Annotated in this window: 13 protein-coding genes; 6 read left to right on the top strand and 7 right to left on the bottom strand. The window is 53.0% G+C overall.

Annotation, left to right across the window (positions count from 1 at the left end; genetic code table 11):
- Positions 1-177: 177 nt before the first annotated feature.
- Positions 178-1,149, bottom strand: coding sequence for a TerC family protein (locus KVT28_RS19560; protein ID WP_008103489.1), 972 nt, complete (start codon positions 1,147-1,149; stop codon positions 178-180).
- 271 nt (positions 1,150-1,420) lie between these two features.
- A complete protein-coding gene (locus tag KVT28_RS19555) occupies positions 1,421-2,407 on the bottom strand; it encodes a Gfo/Idh/MocA family protein (RefSeq protein ID WP_210081745.1) in 987 nt (328 codons plus the stop codon).
- Positions 2,408-2,546: 139 nt separating this feature from the next.
- Here KVT28_RS19555 and KVT28_RS19550 point away from each other — a divergent pair, with 139 nt between their 5' ends.
- On the top strand, positions 2,547-4,235 hold the full coding sequence (locus KVT28_RS19550) for a chloride channel protein (RefSeq protein ID WP_137386575.1): 1,689 nt from the start codon (positions 2,547-2,549) through the stop codon (positions 4,233-4,235).
- On the opposite strand, the gene KVT28_RS19545 is transcribed toward KVT28_RS19550, so the two are convergent.
- Positions 4,232-4,732 carry a M48 family metallopeptidase gene (locus tag KVT28_RS19545; protein WP_101762916.1) on the bottom strand — a complete coding sequence of 167 codons (501 nt, stop codon included), beginning with the start codon at positions 4,730-4,732 and terminating at the stop codon, positions 4,232-4,234. The genes KVT28_RS19550 and KVT28_RS19545 overlap by 4 nt on opposite strands.
- Before the next feature lie 81 nt (positions 4,733-4,813).
- Here KVT28_RS19545 and rlmG point away from each other — a divergent pair, with 81 nt between their 5' ends.
- Positions 4,814-5,932 carry a 23S rRNA (guanine(1835)-N(2))-methyltransferase RlmG gene (rlmG, locus tag KVT28_RS19540; protein ID WP_217549740.1) on the top strand — a complete coding sequence of 373 codons (1,119 nt, stop codon included), beginning with the start codon at positions 4,814-4,816 and terminating at the stop codon, positions 5,930-5,932.
- On the opposite strand, the gene KVT28_RS19535 is transcribed toward rlmG, so the two are convergent.
- From KVT28_RS19535 to KVT28_RS19525, 3 genes are all read right to left on the bottom strand, one after another.
- Complete coding sequence (locus tag KVT28_RS19535; protein WP_217549738.1) at positions 5,933-7,936, bottom strand: NADPH-dependent 2,4-dienoyl-CoA reductase; 2,004 nt, start codon at positions 7,934-7,936, stop codon at positions 5,933-5,935.
- A 322-nt stretch (positions 7,937-8,258) separates the two neighbouring features.
- Positions 8,259-8,882: a response regulator transcription factor gene (locus KVT28_RS19530; protein WP_101762919.1), complete on the bottom strand. Its 624-nt coding sequence runs from the start codon at positions 8,880-8,882 to the stop codon at positions 8,259-8,261.
- Between the two features lie 99 nt (positions 8,883-8,981).
- Positions 8,982-12,614 carry an ATP-binding protein gene (locus KVT28_RS19525; protein ID WP_217549736.1) on the bottom strand — a complete coding sequence of 1,211 codons (3,633 nt, stop codon included), beginning with the start codon at positions 12,612-12,614 and terminating at the stop codon, positions 8,982-8,984.
- Positions 12,615-13,095: 481 nt separating this feature from the next.
- Here KVT28_RS19525 and KVT28_RS19520 point away from each other — a divergent pair, with 481 nt between their 5' ends.
- From KVT28_RS19520 to KVT28_RS19505, 4 genes are all read left to right on the top strand, one after another.
- Entirely contained in the window at positions 13,096-13,797 is a 702-nt protein-coding gene (locus KVT28_RS19520) for a response regulator transcription factor (RefSeq protein WP_101762921.1), read from the top strand.
- A 170-nt stretch (positions 13,798-13,967) separates the two neighbouring features.
- On the top strand, positions 13,968-14,999 hold the full coding sequence (gene idnD, locus KVT28_RS19515; RefSeq protein WP_217549734.1) for an L-idonate 5-dehydrogenase: 1,032 nt from the start codon (positions 13,968-13,970) through the stop codon (positions 14,997-14,999).
- A 9-nt stretch (positions 15,000-15,008) separates the two neighbouring features.
- Positions 15,009-15,773 (top strand): gluconate 5-dehydrogenase, encoded by a 765-nt coding sequence (gene idnO / locus KVT28_RS19510; protein ID WP_101762923.1) that lies wholly within the window; start codon positions 15,009-15,011, stop codon positions 15,771-15,773.
- A gap of 78 nt (positions 15,774-15,851) precedes the next feature.
- Entirely contained in the window at positions 15,852-17,171 is a 1,320-nt protein-coding gene (locus KVT28_RS19505; RefSeq protein ID WP_008103467.1) for a gluconate:H+ symporter, read from the top strand.
- Positions 17,172-17,201: 30 nt separating this feature from the next.
- Here KVT28_RS19505 and KVT28_RS19500 read toward each other — a convergent pair whose 3' ends face one another.
- The gene (locus KVT28_RS19500; RefSeq protein WP_101762924.1) at positions 17,202-17,921 is read right to left on the bottom strand and encodes a polyphenol oxidase family protein; all 720 of its coding nucleotides are present in this window, start codon (positions 17,919-17,921) and stop codon (positions 17,202-17,204) included.
- Between the last annotated feature and the right edge of the window lie 65 nt (positions 17,922-17,986).

Below are 17,986 nucleotides of genomic sequence, written 5' to 3'. Positions count from 1 at the left end.
CAACGGTTTGCCCGGCGGAGTATAAGGAAAAGAGCTTATGAGGAAAGAGATAATTCTGTGCATGCGCAGCAGATCGGTTTTTTGATCTGCTGATGATGGGAAGTGTGACAGATATATAAAAGGTGAAGGTTGCCACTGGCGAAACAAAGCAGGGGCGATTAGCGCCCCTGCAGAAGATTATGGTGAGATCTTCTTCTGGTCGTTTCTGTGGTTTACCCAGGCGTTGATCAGCAGCGTACCGCCGAGAATTACACCCACCACCGTCAGCGAGATGCCGACGGGAATGTGATAGAACTCGACAATCAGCATTTTGATACCGATAAACACCAGCACAATCGCCAGGCCATATTTCAGCATCGAGAAACGCTCCGCGACGTTAGCCAGCAGGAAGTACATGGCGCGCAGGCCGAGAATCGCAAACAGGTTGGAAGTCAGCACAATGAACGGATCGGTGGTCACCGCGAAGATCGCGGGAATGCTGTCCACGGCGAAAATCACATCGCTCAGTTCAACCATGATCAGCACCAGCAGCAGCGGCGTAGCAAACAGCACACCGTTTTTGCGGGTGAAGAACTTCTCGCCGTCCAGGCTATCGGTCATGCGCAGATGCTTGCGCAGCCAGCGTACCACCGGCTTGTCACCCACCGTGCTGTCATCTTCCTCTTTCGCTAGCGCCATTTTCAGGCCGGTAAACAGCAGGAAGGCGCCGAACACGTAGAGGATCCAGCTGAACTGAGTAACCAAATAGCTGCCAGCGAAGATCATGATGGTACGCAGCACAATCGCGCCCAATACGCCATAAATCAGCACGCGGCGCTGTAGGTTGGCCGGTACAGCGAAGTAACTAAACAGCATCAGCCAGACAAAAACGTTATCCACCGCCAGCGCTTTCTCTAAAACGTAGCCAGTGAGGAAAGCGAGGGTTTGCGCGGTGGCGACTTCACGTCCGGCGGTACCGTCGAGATACCACCAGAAGGCGGCGCTGAACAGCAGTGAAACTGACACCCAAATCAGCGACCAGACCGCTGCTTGTTTGAATGACATGGTTTGTGCGCCGCGTCGGCCCTGTAATAGCAGATCGATCGCCAGCATGATGAGCACTACGACAGCGAAGCTGCCCCAAAGTAACGGTGTGCCAACTGAGTGCATAGTCGTATCCTTTTCCAGAAATAAAAAAGCGGCTGAAGTCAGAAGACGTCAGCCGCTTTGATCGTGCTGCAAGCAAACCTCGCCTTCCGGCAAGGTCTCACTTACAACTCAGAATAGATTCCGGGTTGCCTGACGACCGGATGCGTAACGCATATTGCGTGGCGCATCGTAATGACGATCAATCAGCGTAGAAGTTACTCCCCTTTGCAGCGCTAAACATACGGAGTTCGATAATCGCTTTCAAGAGGGCTTTGGAAATGTTTTGCAATATTTACACTTCAGTCTGATCCGCCGGGAATACCACGCCGGTCTGGCGACGGATTTCCGTGAGCAACTGTGCCGTGATGCGCGAGTTTTCTAAGGCCGCATGCTCAACTTCACCGGCTTCCACCAATTTGGCGAAGGTTTCGGCTTCATACAGCATGGTATTGATGTGCTGCGGCTGCGTCAGGTTTTGGCTCTCGCCACCGCGCGGGATAAAGCGCAGTTGCTGGCACTCGGAGATCTTTTCAATCACCAGCGATCCCGCTTCGCCCTGAATTTCACTCGGGATCAGTGAATCGCTGACCTTTGAGTGCAGCAGCGTGACATCAAAATCGCCGTAGCCCAGCACCACCACGCCATGCGCATCAACGCCACTTTCCAGCAGGGAAGCTTGCGCCTTGACCTGCTGTGGCGCACCCCACAAGGTGACAGCGGCGGCAAGGCAGTAAAAACCGATATCCATCATCGAGCCATTCGACCAGCGAGGATTAAAGGTATTCGGGTTCTCACCATCCAGATAGCGCTGATAACGCGAGGAATACTGGCAATAGTTGATCAAGGCTTTACGCAGTTTGCCCAATTGCGGCAGCGTTTTTTGCAGTTGCAGGAAGGTGGGCAGGCTGGCGGTTTTAAAGGCTTCGAACAGCACCACCTGATGCTGGCGCGCGCAGGCAATCATCGCCTCGGCTTCACGCAGGTTAGAAGCCATCGGCTTCTCGCAAATCACATGCTTGCCATGTGACATAAACAGTATCGCCTGTTCACTGTGCAGCGCATTCGGACTGGCGATATACACCGCATCGATCTCACTGCTGGCGGCAAGCTCATCCAGAGAGGTGAAGGTCAGCTTACAGGGATAATCCACCACAAACGTGTCGGCCTGCTGCTGATTACGCGAATAGACGCCGCTCAGCTTCATTTTGCCGGTTTCATGCGCGGCGTCGATAAACTGGCGGGTAATCCAGTTGGTTCCCACGATGGCGAAACGAATCACGTGCTGCTCTCCTGCTAAAGTAAAACGGCAGAGTAACATGTTCATCTGAGCGCCAGGCAGGCGAAATTTGATCCTGAGATCCGCATTCCAATATGATGATGCCGCACAACTTTTTAACCGACTTAGCGGGGACGCGCGGGTGAGTGGAAGTAAACATGCTCTGAACTGGACCACATTACTGATTGCCATCCCCGTTGGATGTGTGGCCTCGCTGGTGACGCTGGCCTTTCGCGGCGTAATTGAATTGATCAACCATCTGCTGTTCAACAGTGACAGTGAAATCACCGTGGCGATGCATGTCTGGCCGTGGATCTTCTGGCCGCTGCTGGTGGGCGCGGGCGGCGTATTGGCCGGTTTTTTCCTGCGCTATGCGGTGGCGATTGAGAAACAGGAAACGGTGCAGACCGATTATCTGGAGGTGATCAACGCGCGGCTCGATGCGGTACCAACCAAAACCTCGCTGTTCCGTGCGCTGTCATCGATGGCCAGCATCGGCAGCGGCGCGTCGATAGGTAAAGAGGGGCCGATGGTGCAGCTATCGGCGCTGAGCGGCAGTTTAATCGGGCGCTGGCTGCCGAAATCGCTGAATCTGCGCAACAGCGATATCGTGGCGATGGCCGCTGCTGCCGGGCTTTCATCGGTGTATCACGCCCCTTTGGCGTCGGCGATATTTGTCGCGGAGATCGCTTTTGGCATCTCGGCGCTACAACGCTTGATTCCGCTAATTGTCTCGTCGGCGGTGGCGGTGATGACCATGTGGTCGCTGGGTTTTCGCAGCGCGCTATATCCGTTATCCGAAGCGCTATTCCAGATGGATATCAGCAGTTTGCTGATGACGTTGCTGATTGGTTTTGTCGCCGGTATCGCCGGCTGGCTGCTGATCAAACTGATTGCGCGCAGCAAGGCGCTGTTTGGCCGCGTGCGTTCGCTGCCGCTGCGGCTCGGCGCCGGTGGATTAGCGGTGGGCTTTCTGGCGCTGATCTCCACCGATATTCTCGGTAACGGTTACGAAGTGATTGTGAAAATCATTGATGGCCAATATCTACTGATGGGATTACTGGGATTGCTGGTGCTCAAAACGCTGGCGACCACGCTTTCGGTGGGTTCCAACGCGGTGGGCGGGCTGTTTACCCCTTCCTTGTTGATCGGCGCACTGCTCGGCGTGGCGCTGGCGCAGATGGGCGTGATGCTGCATTTACCGGTCGGCAATACCTTGCTGTATGCGGCCATTGGCATGGCGGCGGTGCTGGCGGCGGTCAGCCAGGCACCGTTAATGGCGATGCTGATGGTGCTTGAGATGACGCTGAATAGCAGCCTGTTGTTCCCGATTATGATCGCGTCAGTGCTGGCCTCGATGGTGGTGTATCGCCTGCAATCGTCCAGCACTTATCCAGTGGTGAGCAGCCATTTCAGTCGTTCCGAAGCCAAGTATGATTTCGATAACATGCGTGTCGATCAGTTGATCATTCCCGGCGCGGCGTTGCAGCCAGAAGAGTCAGTAGGGCAGGCGCTGGCGGTGAGCTCGCTCAAGCGGGAACGTTATGTCTATGTGATTAATAGTGAAGGGCAATTTCTCGGCGTGGTGTCGATACACGATATCTCACGCAAGGTGTTGTCGCAGGAGATCACGCTGCATTCGCCAGTCAGTAGCGTGATGGACAATAACTTTCCCTGCATTTATCAGAATCAAAGCATGCGCGAAGGCTGGGAAGCCTTTGCCCGCGTCACGCTTGAACGCCTGCCGGTGCTAAATAATCCGCAGGAGCGCCGTTTTATGGGCGCACTGACCAAAACCAGCCTGATCCAAAAAGCGCAGGAGTTTCTTTAAGCCGCGTTGCCGCGCATCGCCTGATCGGTCATCCACAAGCGTGCGTCAAATTCGAGCTGATGATAATCCGGTTCCATGTGGCAGCAGAGTTGGTAAAACGCTTTGTCGTGCTCTTTCTCTTTCAGGTGCGCCAGCTCGTGCACCACGATCATGCGCAAAAACGCTTCCGGTGCGAGGCGGAAGAAAGTGGAGATGCGAATCTCCGCTTTGGCTTTAAGATTGCCGCCTTGCACGCGCGAAATCGCCGTATGCAGCCCCAACGCGTGCTTCATCACCTTGATTTTATTGTCCCAAATCACTTTGCTCACCGGCGGTGCGCTTCGCATATAGCGGTTTTTCAGCGCCTGCGTGTAATCATAGAGCGCGCGGTCGCTGACGATATTGTGCGTATCGGGATAGCGTTGCTGGAGAAAGGCACCTAAGCGCTCATGTTCGATCAGCGTCTGAACCTGCTCGAGGATGTTTTCAGGGTAGCCCTGCAGATAGATTAATGACATTGGGATTCCCGGCGAAAGACAGTATACTGCGCCCCCTTTTTAGGGCGAAAATCGCGCAAAGTGTACCACGCCGGAGATTCCATGAGCCAACTTGAACTGACCAATCGCACGCTGACGCTGCACCGCTTCCCGCCAATGCGTGAGGAAAGCCCGCTACAGGCGTGGGATTCCGCCGATGAATACCTGTTGCAGCAAGCGCTGCCTGAGGGACCGGTTTTGGTGTTCAACGACAGCTTTGGCGCGCTGACTTGCGGGTTGGGTGCACGTCCGGTGTGGCACGTCAGCGATTCACTGCTGAGCGAACAGGCGGCAAAACAGAACCTGCGACTCAATGAGATGGATGAAGATCAGGTGCATTTTCTCGATAGCCTGGCGCCATTGCCGGCCGCACCGGCGGTGGTGATGATCAAAATCCCCAAAGCGCTGGCGCTGCTCGAGCATCAACTGCGTGCACTGCGCGAAGTGGTCACGCCGGACACGCTGATTCTGGCGGCGGCGAAGGCCAAAGATATTCACAACTCCACGCTGCAACTGTTCGAGCGCATCCTCGGCGAGAGCAAAACCTCGCTGGCGTGGAAAAAAGCGCGTCTGATTTACAGCCGCTTCACTGAGCCGCAATTAGCGGATCAGCCCGCCACCACCGTTTGGCCGCTGGATGATTCTGAGTACCAGATCCACAATCACGCCAACGTGTTTTCCCGCGCGTCGCTGGATGTGGGCGCACGCTTCTTTATGCAGCATCTGCCTTTTGACATTGAAGGTGAGATTCTCGACCTGGGTTGTGGCAACGGCGTGATTGGCTTGCTGGCACTGGAACAGAACCCAAACGCGGACGTGCTGTTTTATGATGAATCCTACATGGCGGTGGCATCAAGCAAACTGAACGTGGAAGTGAACCGTCCGCAGGATATGGCGCGCTGTCAGTTTCGCGTTAACAACGTGCTGAGTGGCTTCCCGTCCGATCGCCTGCACGCGGTGCTGTGCAATCCGCCATTCCATCAGCAGCACGCGGTGACCGATCATCTGGCATGGCAAATGCTGCGTGATGCGAAACGCTGCCTGCAGTATGGCGGCGAGTTGCGCATCGTCGGCAACCGCCACCTCGGTTATCACGTCAAAATGAAAAAGCTGTTTGGCAACTGCGAGCTGGTGGCGTCCAACGCCAAGTTCGTGGTACTGCGTTCGGTCAAACTGCGCTAATTACACACTCAGCGCCAGTTCGGTCGCCTGAGCGATGGCGCGGCGAGCATCCAGCTCCTGCGCCACATCCGCACCCCCAATCACACGTACGGATTTGCCACGCGCGCTGAGCTGATCCGCCAGCAGGCGCAGCGGTTCCTGTCCGGCACAAATCACCACGTTATCTATCGGCAGCGTCATCGCTTCGCCCTGATGACGCAGATGTAATCCGGCGTCATCAATCTGCAAATATTCGACGTCGCCCCACATCTGCACGCCGTGCGCCTGCAAGCTGGCGCGGTGGATCCAGCCGGTGGTTTTCGCTAAGCCTGCGCCCGGCTTGCCGGATTTGCGCTGCAGCAGCCAGATTTGCCGATCGGCGGGCTGTGGCTGTGGCGCAATCAAACCGCCTCGCGCCTGCAGGCTGCGATCGATGCCCCAGCTTTGGTAGAAATCGTCATGGTTGGTTTGATGCAGCAGAAACTCGGCGGTATCAAAACCAATGCCGCCCGCGCCAATAATCGCCACGCGTTTTCCCACCGGTTTTTTATCGCGTATCACATCAAGGTAGCTCAGCACGCTGGGATGATCGATGCCAGGAATCGTCAGCTGGCGCGGCAAGATACCGGTTGCGATGATCACTTCGTCAGCGGCTGCCAGTTCGTCAGCGCTGACGTGATGTTCCGTTTTAATCGTTACGCCTGCGGCAGCAAGTTGGTGACGGAAATAGCGCAGCGTTTCACTGAATTCGGCTTTGCCGGGAATCTGCCGGGCGATATTAAATTGTCCGCCAATTTGCGCATCGGCTTCGTAAAGCGTGACCTGATGGCCGCGCTGCGCCGCCTGCAGCGCGAACGCCATACCCGCGGGCCCCGCGCCCACCACCGCCAGCTGTTTCGGCTGCTTGGTGGCGATCACCGGCATCAGCGTTTCGTGGCAGGCGCGCGGATTCACCAGACAAGAGGTGATTTTGCCAACAAAGATTTGATCGAGGCAGGCCTGATTACAGGCAATGCAGGTGTTGATGGCTTCGGGTTGGCCGGTTTCTGCTTTACGGACGAAAGCCGCATCGGCGAGGAAAGGGCGCGCCATCGAGACCATATCAGCGATGCCATCACGCAAAAGCTGTTCAGCTACATCGGGATGGTTGATGCGATTGGTGGCGATGACCGGCACCGATACGCGCTCGCGCAGGTGCTGCGTGACCCAGGCAAAACCAGCACGCGGCACGCAGGTGGCGATGGTGGGAATGCGCGCTTCATGCCAGCCAATGCCGCTGTTAAACAGCGTAACGCCGCACTGCTCCAACGCTTGCGCCAGTGAAAGCGTCTCTTCCAGCGAGCTGCCGTTATTGACCAAATCGAGCATCGACAAGCGGAAGATAATGATGAAGTCGCTGCCGACGGCATCACGCACCGCTTGCGTCACCGCTAACGCAAAGCGCTGGCGTCGCGTCACATCGCCGCCCCAGTCATCCTCACGCTGATTGGTGTGCGCCACCAGAAACTGGTTAATCAGATAACCTTCCGAGCCCATGATCTCCACGCCGTCATAGCCGGCCTGTTGCGCCAGTTTGGCGCAGTGCGCGAAGTCCTGAATGGTTTGCTGAATATCCGCATCGCTGAGCGCTTGTGGCGTAAAAGGATTGATCGGCGCCTGTAATGCCGATGGGGCAACCAGGTCACGCTGATAGCTGTAGCGCCCGGCATGCAGAATTTGCAGCGCGATTTTCCCGCCTTCTGCATGCACCGCATCGGTGATGATACGGTGCCAGTTGCACTGACTTTCCTGGTTGAGGATCGCTCCGCCTTGTGCCACCACGCCTTGCGGATTGGGCGCGATACCGCCAGTGACAATCAGCGCCACGCCTTCACGCGCGCGCTCAGCGTAAAAAGCGGCCAGGCGCTCTGCGCCCTCGGCGTGTTCTTCCAGTCCGGTATGCATCGAACCCATCAGAAAACGATTTTTAAGCTGGGTGAAACCCAGATCCAGCGGGGCGAACAGGTGGGCATAATGCTCAGACATAATCACATACTCAGAGAGTGGTCGGATGAGTGAACTCTAGCGGGATTTTGCAGGGAAGGAAGTGTGTGGCGTTCAGCCTGTGAGAAGTATCAAAAAAAAGCAGGGCGGTAAGTCGCAGACGAAAGTATCGGACTTCTTTCGGCAGGCACGGGAAGAAACCTACTCGCCCTGTAATAGCATGAAGAAGGGGCTAATAAATTAGCTCTGTGGTTATTAATTCCTTTATAACTCAATCTTTTTAAAAACTGTCCGGGGTTAGGACAAGGCATATCATGCCACGCCATAACGTTATTAATCAGCAAGACTAGTCTTGATTTTTCTTTCAACAAGCCCCATTGCGACGTGCAAGTTCGATGATATCAACCAGGTTTTTTGACTCAAGTTTTTGGAATATCTTTGTTTTATAAGTGCTGATTGTTTTATTATTTAATCCCAATTCGCAAGCGATGGTTTTATTCGACTTCCCCTGTGCGAGCTGTCGCAAAATTAAATTTTCACGGTCAGTCAGGCGAGAAAGCATATCTTGCTCATTTGCATAACGCTGACGTTTGTCCAGAATGTCGCCCGGTAGATAATTCACATTATTAGAAACGCAGCCAATGGCGGCGATCAGTGTTTGAATGGGATCGTAAGTTGACACGAACCCGTTCGCGCCTTGGCTAAGTGACTGTATTGAAAGATGGTTGTTGCTATCCCGACTAATCAATATGACTTTCATCCACGTCTTTGATTTGACGATATCGCGTAGAAATGCGATGCCATTTTTTTCTTTAAAGTCAGGGTCTAATATTAGTATGTCGATGTGTTGATGAATGATATCATCAATACCATCGTTAATTGTGTGCGCAGTAGTGACACAATTAAAGCCATTCATTAATAATAAAGCCTGCACGCCGGCGGCAACCAAACGATGCTCATCAACGATGAGAATTTTTGCATTAAACATATCTCTCCCTTTAACGGCACCGTAATGATGACGTTGACGGCCATTATGTCCGGCAGATTAATAGGGCGAACCGAGAAATGTCTCGATAAGATTATGATTCTATAAATCTTGATGTTTTTTCAGGCGATGTTTCTCAAATTCTTGCAAGGACTCATTAACACGTTTCATTTCCTCGACAATCTGCTGAATTAACACTTGCGGATCGAGGGCTTCCTCGCGGTGTTTCTCCAACTTGCGGCCCAGTTCAGTCAAGGTTGGAGCATTTAGCATTGCTGCTCCTCCTTTTAATTTGTGACCCAGCTGTGACAGGGCTCTGACATCATCGGTTTGCTGAAGTGATACCAACAACTCATCGTGGCTGGTTCGTATGCTGTTGAGTAACACCAGACAACCTTCACTATCCTGTTCGGCCAGTTGTGTTAACAGCTGTGGGAAAGAGGAGATACTTGCTGCCGGCGGGGCCTGGATTTCTGGTTTTATGGCGCTGCGCCGGGTACAACGTGCAACCTGAGCAAGTAAGCTCTCTAAATCCAGCGGCTTGAAAAGACAATCGTTCATTCCCGCCTGAAGGCAGCGTTGCATAATATGCTGCTCAGCCGATGCAGTCAGGCCGAATAGCATGATCGGTGTTAACTGATGCTCATGCTCGTATAGACGCAGCGCTTCAGCGAACTCAAAGCCGTTCATGCCCGGCATATTACAGTCTGTGATGATGAGGTCGAAACGTAATGGATCCTGCTGCCATAACGTCAGTGCTTCTGCCGCACTTTCACTCACCATGACTTGATGGCCGGCCAGTTCAAGCTGTTTCCCAAGCAGTAATCGGTTGGGTGCGTGATCATCGATGATCATCACGGAGAGCTTGTCGGAGATCAGCGGCTGCGACAAATGAGGCTGTGTTTGATCCTGCGGTTCACCGGGCAAGGCACGGAAATAAAAAGAGAACACCGCGCCTTCCCCTGGCGCACTTTCCACAATCAGCTCACCATCCAGTAAATGCGCCAGATTACGACAAATGCTTAATCCTAATCCGGTGCCAATTTGCTGCTGCTGACGATCGCCCACCTGCACAAAAGGTTCGAAGATGGCGTGCTGTTGGTCCTCCGTCATGCCACAACCTTGATCGCTAACTTCGATCACGAATTCACAACCGTCCTCCTCCTGCGCAATGCCCTGCATGAGCACGACAGTGACAGTACCGTAATCGGAAAACTTAATGGCGTTGCTCAATAGGTTGGAGAGAATTTGATTCAGCATCAATGGGTCTGTCTTCACCCAGTAAGCAGCAATATCCATCTCTACCCGCAGTTCAAGTCCCTTAATCTCTGCTTTATTACGAAATAGCGTAACCGCTTGATCGAGAACATCAGGAAGGTAGACCGTTTCTAACGTTGGTTGATAAAGGCCGGACTCGATTTTCGACAAATCGAGAATATCGCCAATCAATGACAGCAACGCGCGTGCCGAATGGTACGCAACACGGATGTTCTCTGAGAGTGAATCAGCCGGTTGCAAGCGAGTTTCGAGCTCCAGTAAGCCAATCATGGCATGCAGTGGCGTGCGGATTTCATGGCTCATGCTGGCAAGAAATTCACTTTTGGAGCGGTTGGCTTTATCAGCCACATCTTTGGCGAGTTGTAACTCCTGCAGCAGCGCATTGCGTTCAGTGACATCCAGCCAGCCCCCAATAACACCTGCGACATCACCGTGCCGATCGCGAAACGGCAGTATCCAGTGATAAAGCTGGAATGTCCGCTGTTCAAAATCCATGTGTATATCGCGCATGACGGCTTCGCCATCCAGTAAGGTTTTTTGATAGCCATCTTCAATACTGTGAATACTGGCGTTATTGCCAGTGAGAACGTCCGACAGTCGTTTACCGATGACATCTTCTCGCTGGAAATCCATAAAACGTAGGTAGGCATTGTTGCAATCCACTAATCGGGTTTGTTTATCGCGGATATACATGGCAACGGGAGAGTCATTGAAGAGTGTATGGGTGAAATTAAGCTGATTTTTCAATGCATTTTCAGCCTGAATACGCTGCTGAATAACCTTCCGCAGATGACGGTTCCACAGCAAAATAAGGGCTATCAATCCGGCCGAGACGGACACGATCAGCAAGATAATTTGTTTGTAACTCTGCCATGAAGCACTGAGGAACGGCATCTCTGACTGACGCCAATGTGCCAGCAACTTGAACATGGTTTCGGGAGGAATCGCGATCAAGGCTTTATTGAGAATGCTAATCAGCGTTTCATTACCGGGTTCAACACGCATGACAAAACGTACCGGGTCTGCACCCAACGTGGTTTCAATAATCAGGTCATCTGCGTAATGGTTGTGGAGCAGATAATCCACAAAAATCTTTGGCAGCACTACCGCATCGATTTCATGCGCCTGCAATTCACGCAAGGCCTGCAAAGGATCGTTGATATAGGCGAGGTTCAGATGGGGATAATGCAGAAGCATCCAATCCTTCATCTGCCGATTGTTCAGCATGAGAGCCGAGCCAAAGGGAAAAGGATCCCGAGCCATAATATTCCGAGGGCGTTTATGGCGAATAATGACCCAGTGTGAAACCAGCCATGGGCGGGTTATTAACTGATGTGGAATATCCGGGGTAAGCATCTCAAGCGCATACAGATGTGGAAAATGCTTATCGGTTTGGTTACGTCCACTTTCTTCCTGAACTTCTGAATTAAATGTAATGCCACTTTGGTTGGCTATCAGATCTAAAACATCAATGATCATGCCGCGAAACGGCATGCTTCCGTTGCGACTGCTGAGTGGAGCGAGGGTTTGCGGTAGTGCGGTGTTAATACGCGGGTGTGCCTGCAGCCATTTCTCCTCTTCATGCTTGAGTGCAAGCGGATTACGCTGCAGCACATGGTACGTATCCAGTTGCCAGCGCTTCGCTATCTGCATGCGAATAGAGAGAGGAATTTGTGTTAAGGCAAAATTAATCGCTTCGGCAAGTTGTGGATAACGCGGGCTAATGCCAAAGCTGAAATTCATCGGAATAGCGTGGTCATCTTTGGTTATTTCCAGCGCATTTGCGAACATGAAGCGATTAAGGTGTGTAAGTGTGGCGGCATTGCCCCATACACGCTCTGTTTGGCCAAATACTGTTGCTGCGACAGCATCGTAGTAACCAGGAAAGCGAACTAAAAGGTCGCTCTTAAAAGTCTCTTCTAAATGTGCACGCATCAACGCTGAACCAGACCAGGCCATGCGATTGGGTTCATCAATTTTTAATGGAGCGTTCTGCTCAGACTTAAAACCGATCGCTGCATAATCCAGCATCCAGGGGTCGCTGGCGATCAAGGTTTGCGGCTTTGATACTGAGGGGGGTTCCACATAGATCGCTAATAGTTGCATTTCTCCGCTGGTTACCGCTTCCTGGGCCGCGCTATGACTGGCGTAATAATGGATTTCTATTGTGGTATCCAGCATATTCTGAATCAGAGAGAGATAATCCGCACTCACGCCTTCGAATCGTCGCGTATCTATATCCATAAAAAGGGGCGGTTGTGGTTGCCCAGCGACAGCAACTTTGAGAACGTGATGACGAAACTCCGAAGAGATTGGTTCAGCCAGTTGTAAAGCAGGTTGAGCTACATCATATCGCGCCAGTAATTGCAGTTTTTTCTCTGATGCTATTAATGAACATGAAACTAAAGCCAGAAAAAATAATGCCAACAAGCGAAAAGTATTAAGATTAATTAGCACGCTGCCTTCTTAAGGTATCCATTAATATCTATTAGGACCAGGGATTATAAAGATATTATTATCTTTCGCTCGTTCTATTCTTTTACTGTTAAAATTTTGCGACCATTCTCAAATATTTGATTTTTAGCGAAAGAGAGAGGGTGATGACGATGTCACTATATGATGTTCATTTCTTAGCTTATTCAGTTAGTTAGATTGCTCCTTTTCTTTCAAGACAATTCTTATGTGGTCTTGTTAAGGAGTTAAGTCAGACTTTTCCCACTTTTACGTGAGCAGGCAAGTAAGAATCTATCACGGAAAAATATAAACCTAAAAGGGGTATATAAAAATGACCGCTATTAGGGTGACGCTATCGATTTAGAATTCTGATGTTGTGAAGGCTATTTTTTCACAGCTGTTGTAATCGACACCATTTATTTATTGAAGCGGGTGTGACAGTCAGAATTGGACAAAGTTAATGCTGTAATAAAGGAATAAACAAATGGTATATGCACACAATAAACAAGTGCGTGTGGCTGTCCTTGATGATCACCCCATGGTCCGTACCGTTTTCGAGTTGTGTTTGAAACATGAGCCCGATATTCATTTGGTGGGTACCTGGGCTTCAAGTAATGAATTATTTAATCAGCTGAGAAGTACCGTAGTCGATGTGCTGGTACTGGATTTCCTGCTGGGTGAACGTGAACTGGATGGTTTGGCGCTGGTGAAGCAACTGCGTAATCACCATCCCCAGCAAAAAATTCTGATCTCTTCTTCAATGGAGAGTCCGGCCATCGTCAAAATGGTGCTAAGTGCAGGCGTGAAAGGCTTTATTGGCAAAAGCCACAATATGCAGGAAATTACCCATGCGATTCGTCAGGTGGCGCAGGGCCGTTTGTTCTTGTCTAAAGAAGTCGCCTACGAGGTTGAAAATCTCTATGTCATGAGCGAAGAGTCGCTGGATGACAGCCTCGATTTTAGCAGCAAAGGCAATATGTATGAGAAGGTGAAAACCCTCAGCCCGCGTGAAGTTGAAGTGGTGCGTTGTTTTCTCGATGGTTTGAGCGTGTCACAAATTGCCGTGAAGTTTAAGCGCAGTCGTAAAACCGTGAGCGGGCAGAAACAATCGGCGCTGAAAAAGCTCGGTTTACGTTCGGATTCTGAGCTGTTCAAATACAGCCACGACCTGATGTCAGGCTATTAATTCTCTTCACGGGCGGCCACTTACGGCCGCCTGTTTCCTCTTCGGCATCGCAGACTTCACGTTCCAGGTAACAGCTTTCCGTAACATGTTTTTAGGTGATGTTCATCACAGTTTTAAGCCGCATAACCCGGTCTGATGGCCCCCATTGCTACAGCTCTTATGGGGACGTTATGAATATCGAAACGCAATCCGGCGTAATCACTGGAAAAAAACAAGTCAGCGTTGCGCAGCAGCAGGTGAAATGGGACGGCAAAGGTACGCTGGTGCGTATCACGCGTGGCGGCATTTGTGGATCCGATCTGCATTACTATCAGGAAGGCAAGGTCGGTAGTTTTGAGATCAAAATGCCGATGATCCTGGGCCACGAAGTGATTGGTTATGTGGTGGAGAGCGACAATCCAGCACTTAAACCCCAACAAAAAGTCGCGGTAAATCCCTCTAAGCCTTGCGGCGCGTGCAAATATTGCCAGCGCGATCAGGAAAACCAGTGCACCACCATGCGCTTCTTCGGCAGCGCCATGTATGTGCCGCACGTTGACGGCGGTTTTACCCAATACAAAGTGGTGGATAGCGCGCAATGCGTGCCGTTCCCGCAGGATGCTGATGAAACGGTCATGGTGTTCGCTGAGCCGCTGGCGGTGTGTATTCACGCCACGCAGCAGGCAGGTGATCTCACCGGTAAGCACGTGTTTATCTCAGGCGTGGGTCCGATTGGCTGCCTGATTGCGGCGGCGGCCAAAGCGCGCGGCGCGGCCTCCATTGTGTGCAGCGATATCAGCGAGCGTTCACTGGAGATGGCGCAGCAGATGGGCGCAAGCGAGGTGATTCATGCCGCCGACGGCGATTTCGCGCCCTATCTTGCCGACAAAGGCTATTTCGATGTGGCGTTTGAAGCCTCCGGCCATCCCTCTTCGCTGCAGCGCTGCCTCGATGTGGTGTGCGCCAAAGGTACGCTGGTGCAGGTTGGCATGGGCGGCACCATTCCCAATTTCCCGATCATGGCGCTGATTGCCAAAGAGATTAATCTGGTTGGTTCCTTCCGCTTTACTCATGAATTCAACACCGCCGTCGAATGGCTGGCTACCGGCGTGGTAAACCCGTTGCCGCTGTTCAGCGGTGAGTATGCCTTGCAGGATATCGATGCCGCGCTGAAGTTTGCCGGCGATAAAACCCGTGCCGCTAAAGTCCAGTTAACCTTTTAAGGAGCAGTGATGAGCCAGTTATTTTCCCTCGAAGGCAAGCGTGTGCTGTTGACCGGTTCGGCGCGCGGCATTGGATATCTGCTGGCGCGCGGCCTGGCGGAAGCCGGTGCTGACGTGATCGTCAACGCCACCACGCACGAAGGCGCAGAGAAGGGCGCGGCGCAGCTGCGTGAGTTGGGCTTACGCGCGCACGCCAAAGCGTTTGATGTCACGCAATCGGCGCAGGTGAAACAGGCGGTAGATGAGATCGAAGCGGAGTGGGGCGCGATTGATGTGCTGGTGAATAATGCTGGCATCCAGCGCCGTCGGCCGTTCCTTGAATTCCCGGAGCAGGACTGGAATGACGTTATCGCGGTCAACCAGACCGCCGTATTCCTGGTTTCGCAAACCGTGGCGAAAAAAATGGTCGAGCGTCAGCAGGGTAAAATCATCAATATCGGTTCGATGCAGAGCGAATTAGGGCGCGACACCATCACGCCTTACGCGGCCTCCAAAGGCGCGGTGACTATGTTGACGCGCGGCATGTGCGTGGAGCTGGCGCGTCACAACATTCAGGTGAACGCCATTGCGCCGGGCTATTTCGTCACGGAGATGACTCAGGCGCTGGCTGACGATCCTGCCTTTACCGGCTGGCTAACCAAGCGCACGCCAGCCGCTCGCTGGGGCAAACCGGAAGAGCTGATTGGCGCGGCAGTGTTCCTTGCTTCCGGTGCGTCGAACTTCGTTAACGGGCATCTGCTGTTCGTTGACGGTGGCATGCGCGTCGCCGTGTGATGACCGGGCGCGGCTGGCATTATCATCAGGCCGCGCCTAAACCTTAATCACCCCTCTGTATTCCTAAGGATAATAAAAATGCCAATAACCATCATTGTGCTGGGTGTGATACTGCTGCTGGTGTTGATGATTGTATTTAAGGTCAATGGCTTCATTGCCTTGGTGTTTGTCTCGGCGGTGGTCGGTATTGCCGAAGGCATGACGCCACTGAATGTTATGGCCTCGATCCAGAAAGGTATCGGCTCGACGCTGGGCGGATTAGCCATGATCCTCGGCTTCGGCGCCATGCTCGGGCGGCTGGTTTCCGATACCGGTGCCGCACAACGCGTGGCTACCACGCTGATCGCCGCTTTTGGTAAAGAGCGGCTGCAATGGGCGCTGGTGGTGACCGGACTGATCGTCGGCCTGGCGATGTTCTATGAAGTTGGCTTCGTACTGTTGCTGCCGCTGGTGTTCACTATCGTGGCGGCTGCCGGTTTGCCGCTGCTGTACGTCGGCGTGCCGATGGTCGCCGCGCTCTCGGTCACTCACTGCTTCCTGCCGCCGCATCCTGGCCCAACGGCGATTGCCACTATCTTTGGCGCCAATCTCGGTACCACGTTGCTCTACGGCATGATCATCACCATTCCAACGGTGATTATTGCCGGACCGGTTTTCTCGAAGTTCCTTAAAAGCTTTGAGAAGTCACCGCCGGAAGGGCTCTACAACCCAAAAATCTTCACGGAAGAGGAGATGCCAGGCTTCGGCATCAGTATTTTTGCCGCAGTGATTCCGGTGGTGCTGATGGCGATTGCCGCCGTCTTCGAGTTGACCACGCCGAAAGAGAACGCGCTGCGTCAGTTCTTCGAATTCATCGGTAATCCGGCAGTGGCGCTGTTTATCGCGGTGGTGATAGCGGTGCTGACGTTGGGGCTGCGCAATGGCCGTAAGATGGAAGAAGTGATGGATATGTGCGGCGAGTCGATTGCCGCCATCGCCATGATCATCTTTATCATCGCGGGCGGCGGTGCATTTAAACAGGTGCTGGTGGATAGCGGCGTAGGTAACTACATCGCCGATATGATGAAGGGATCGTCACTGTCACCGCTGCTGATGTGCTGGACGGTTGCGGCAATGCTGCGCGTGGCGCTGGGTTCAGCCACGGTGGCGGCGATCACCACCGCCGGTATTGTGACGCCAATTATCGCGGCCACGCATGCCGATCCGGCCTTGATGGTACTGGCGGTGGGTTCCGGCAGCGTGATCGCTTCACACGTGAACGATCCCGGCTTCTGGCTATTTAAGGGCTACTTCAACCTGAGCGTGGTGGAAACCCTGAAAACCTGGACGGTGATGGAAACGTTAATCTCGATTCTCGGTTTAGCCGGCGTGTTGGCGCTCAATGCCATAATTCACTGATCGATAAAGCTTCACAAGGACGTGAAGCTCTTAACCGCGCGTGCGGATCCACGAGAAACGTGACTGATAGCCGCTGTCAAAATGGGTGTTGTAGCGATAGCTGGAACCCGCTTCCGCCATGCAGTAGGTACAGACGTTCAGCACTTCAATATGTTCCGCCACCACTCCCCGCTGTAACAACAAGCCTCGCGCCAGGTTAGGCAGATCAAACCAGATTCCATCCTGCTGGGCCCGCGCCTGCGGACGGATCGCTTGTGCGTTGTGCGGCTGCTGGGTGGAGTAGGGTAACGGCGGAAGATCGTGACGATCCTGCATATGTGTCACCAGATCGTTACCCAGTTCATAGCAGCACGGCCCGATCGCTGGACCGATTACCACACGCAGCGTTTCACGGCTGGCGCCGCGCTCTAGCAGACGATCAATCGCGTTGTTCAATACACCACCGAGCGTGCCTTTTAATCCGGCGTGCACCGCCGCAACCTGCTGTTGTTGCGGATCGGCAAATAACACCGGCAGACAATCGGCGGTATACACCGCGACCGGCAGATGATCTTCGCCAATCAAGCCATCCGATTCGCAACGCTTAGGCGGGATGTTTTGGCTTGCCAGCAACACATTGGCGCTGTGACGCTGTTGACCATAAGCCGCCTCTGCCGGAACGGGCTGGCCAGCCGGCTGAAAGGCGTATTCCAGCCAGGAAAAGTCATCCAATAGTCTTGATCGTGGACCGCTGTGGGGGTGCTGTACCATAAGTGTCTCCTCTCACCAAACCGCTGCTTTCTGCTGCCCACAGCTTACGTTAACTGCTACATTTT

Origin of the sequence: Pantoea sp. GbtcB22 (genome assembly GCF_019091025.1) — a bacterium.
Lineage (GTDB): Bacteria > Pseudomonadota > Gammaproteobacteria > Enterobacterales > Enterobacteriaceae > Pantoea > Pantoea leporis.
Note: the sequence above shows the minus strand (reverse complement) of the source record. Positions and strands in the feature narration are given on the sequence as shown.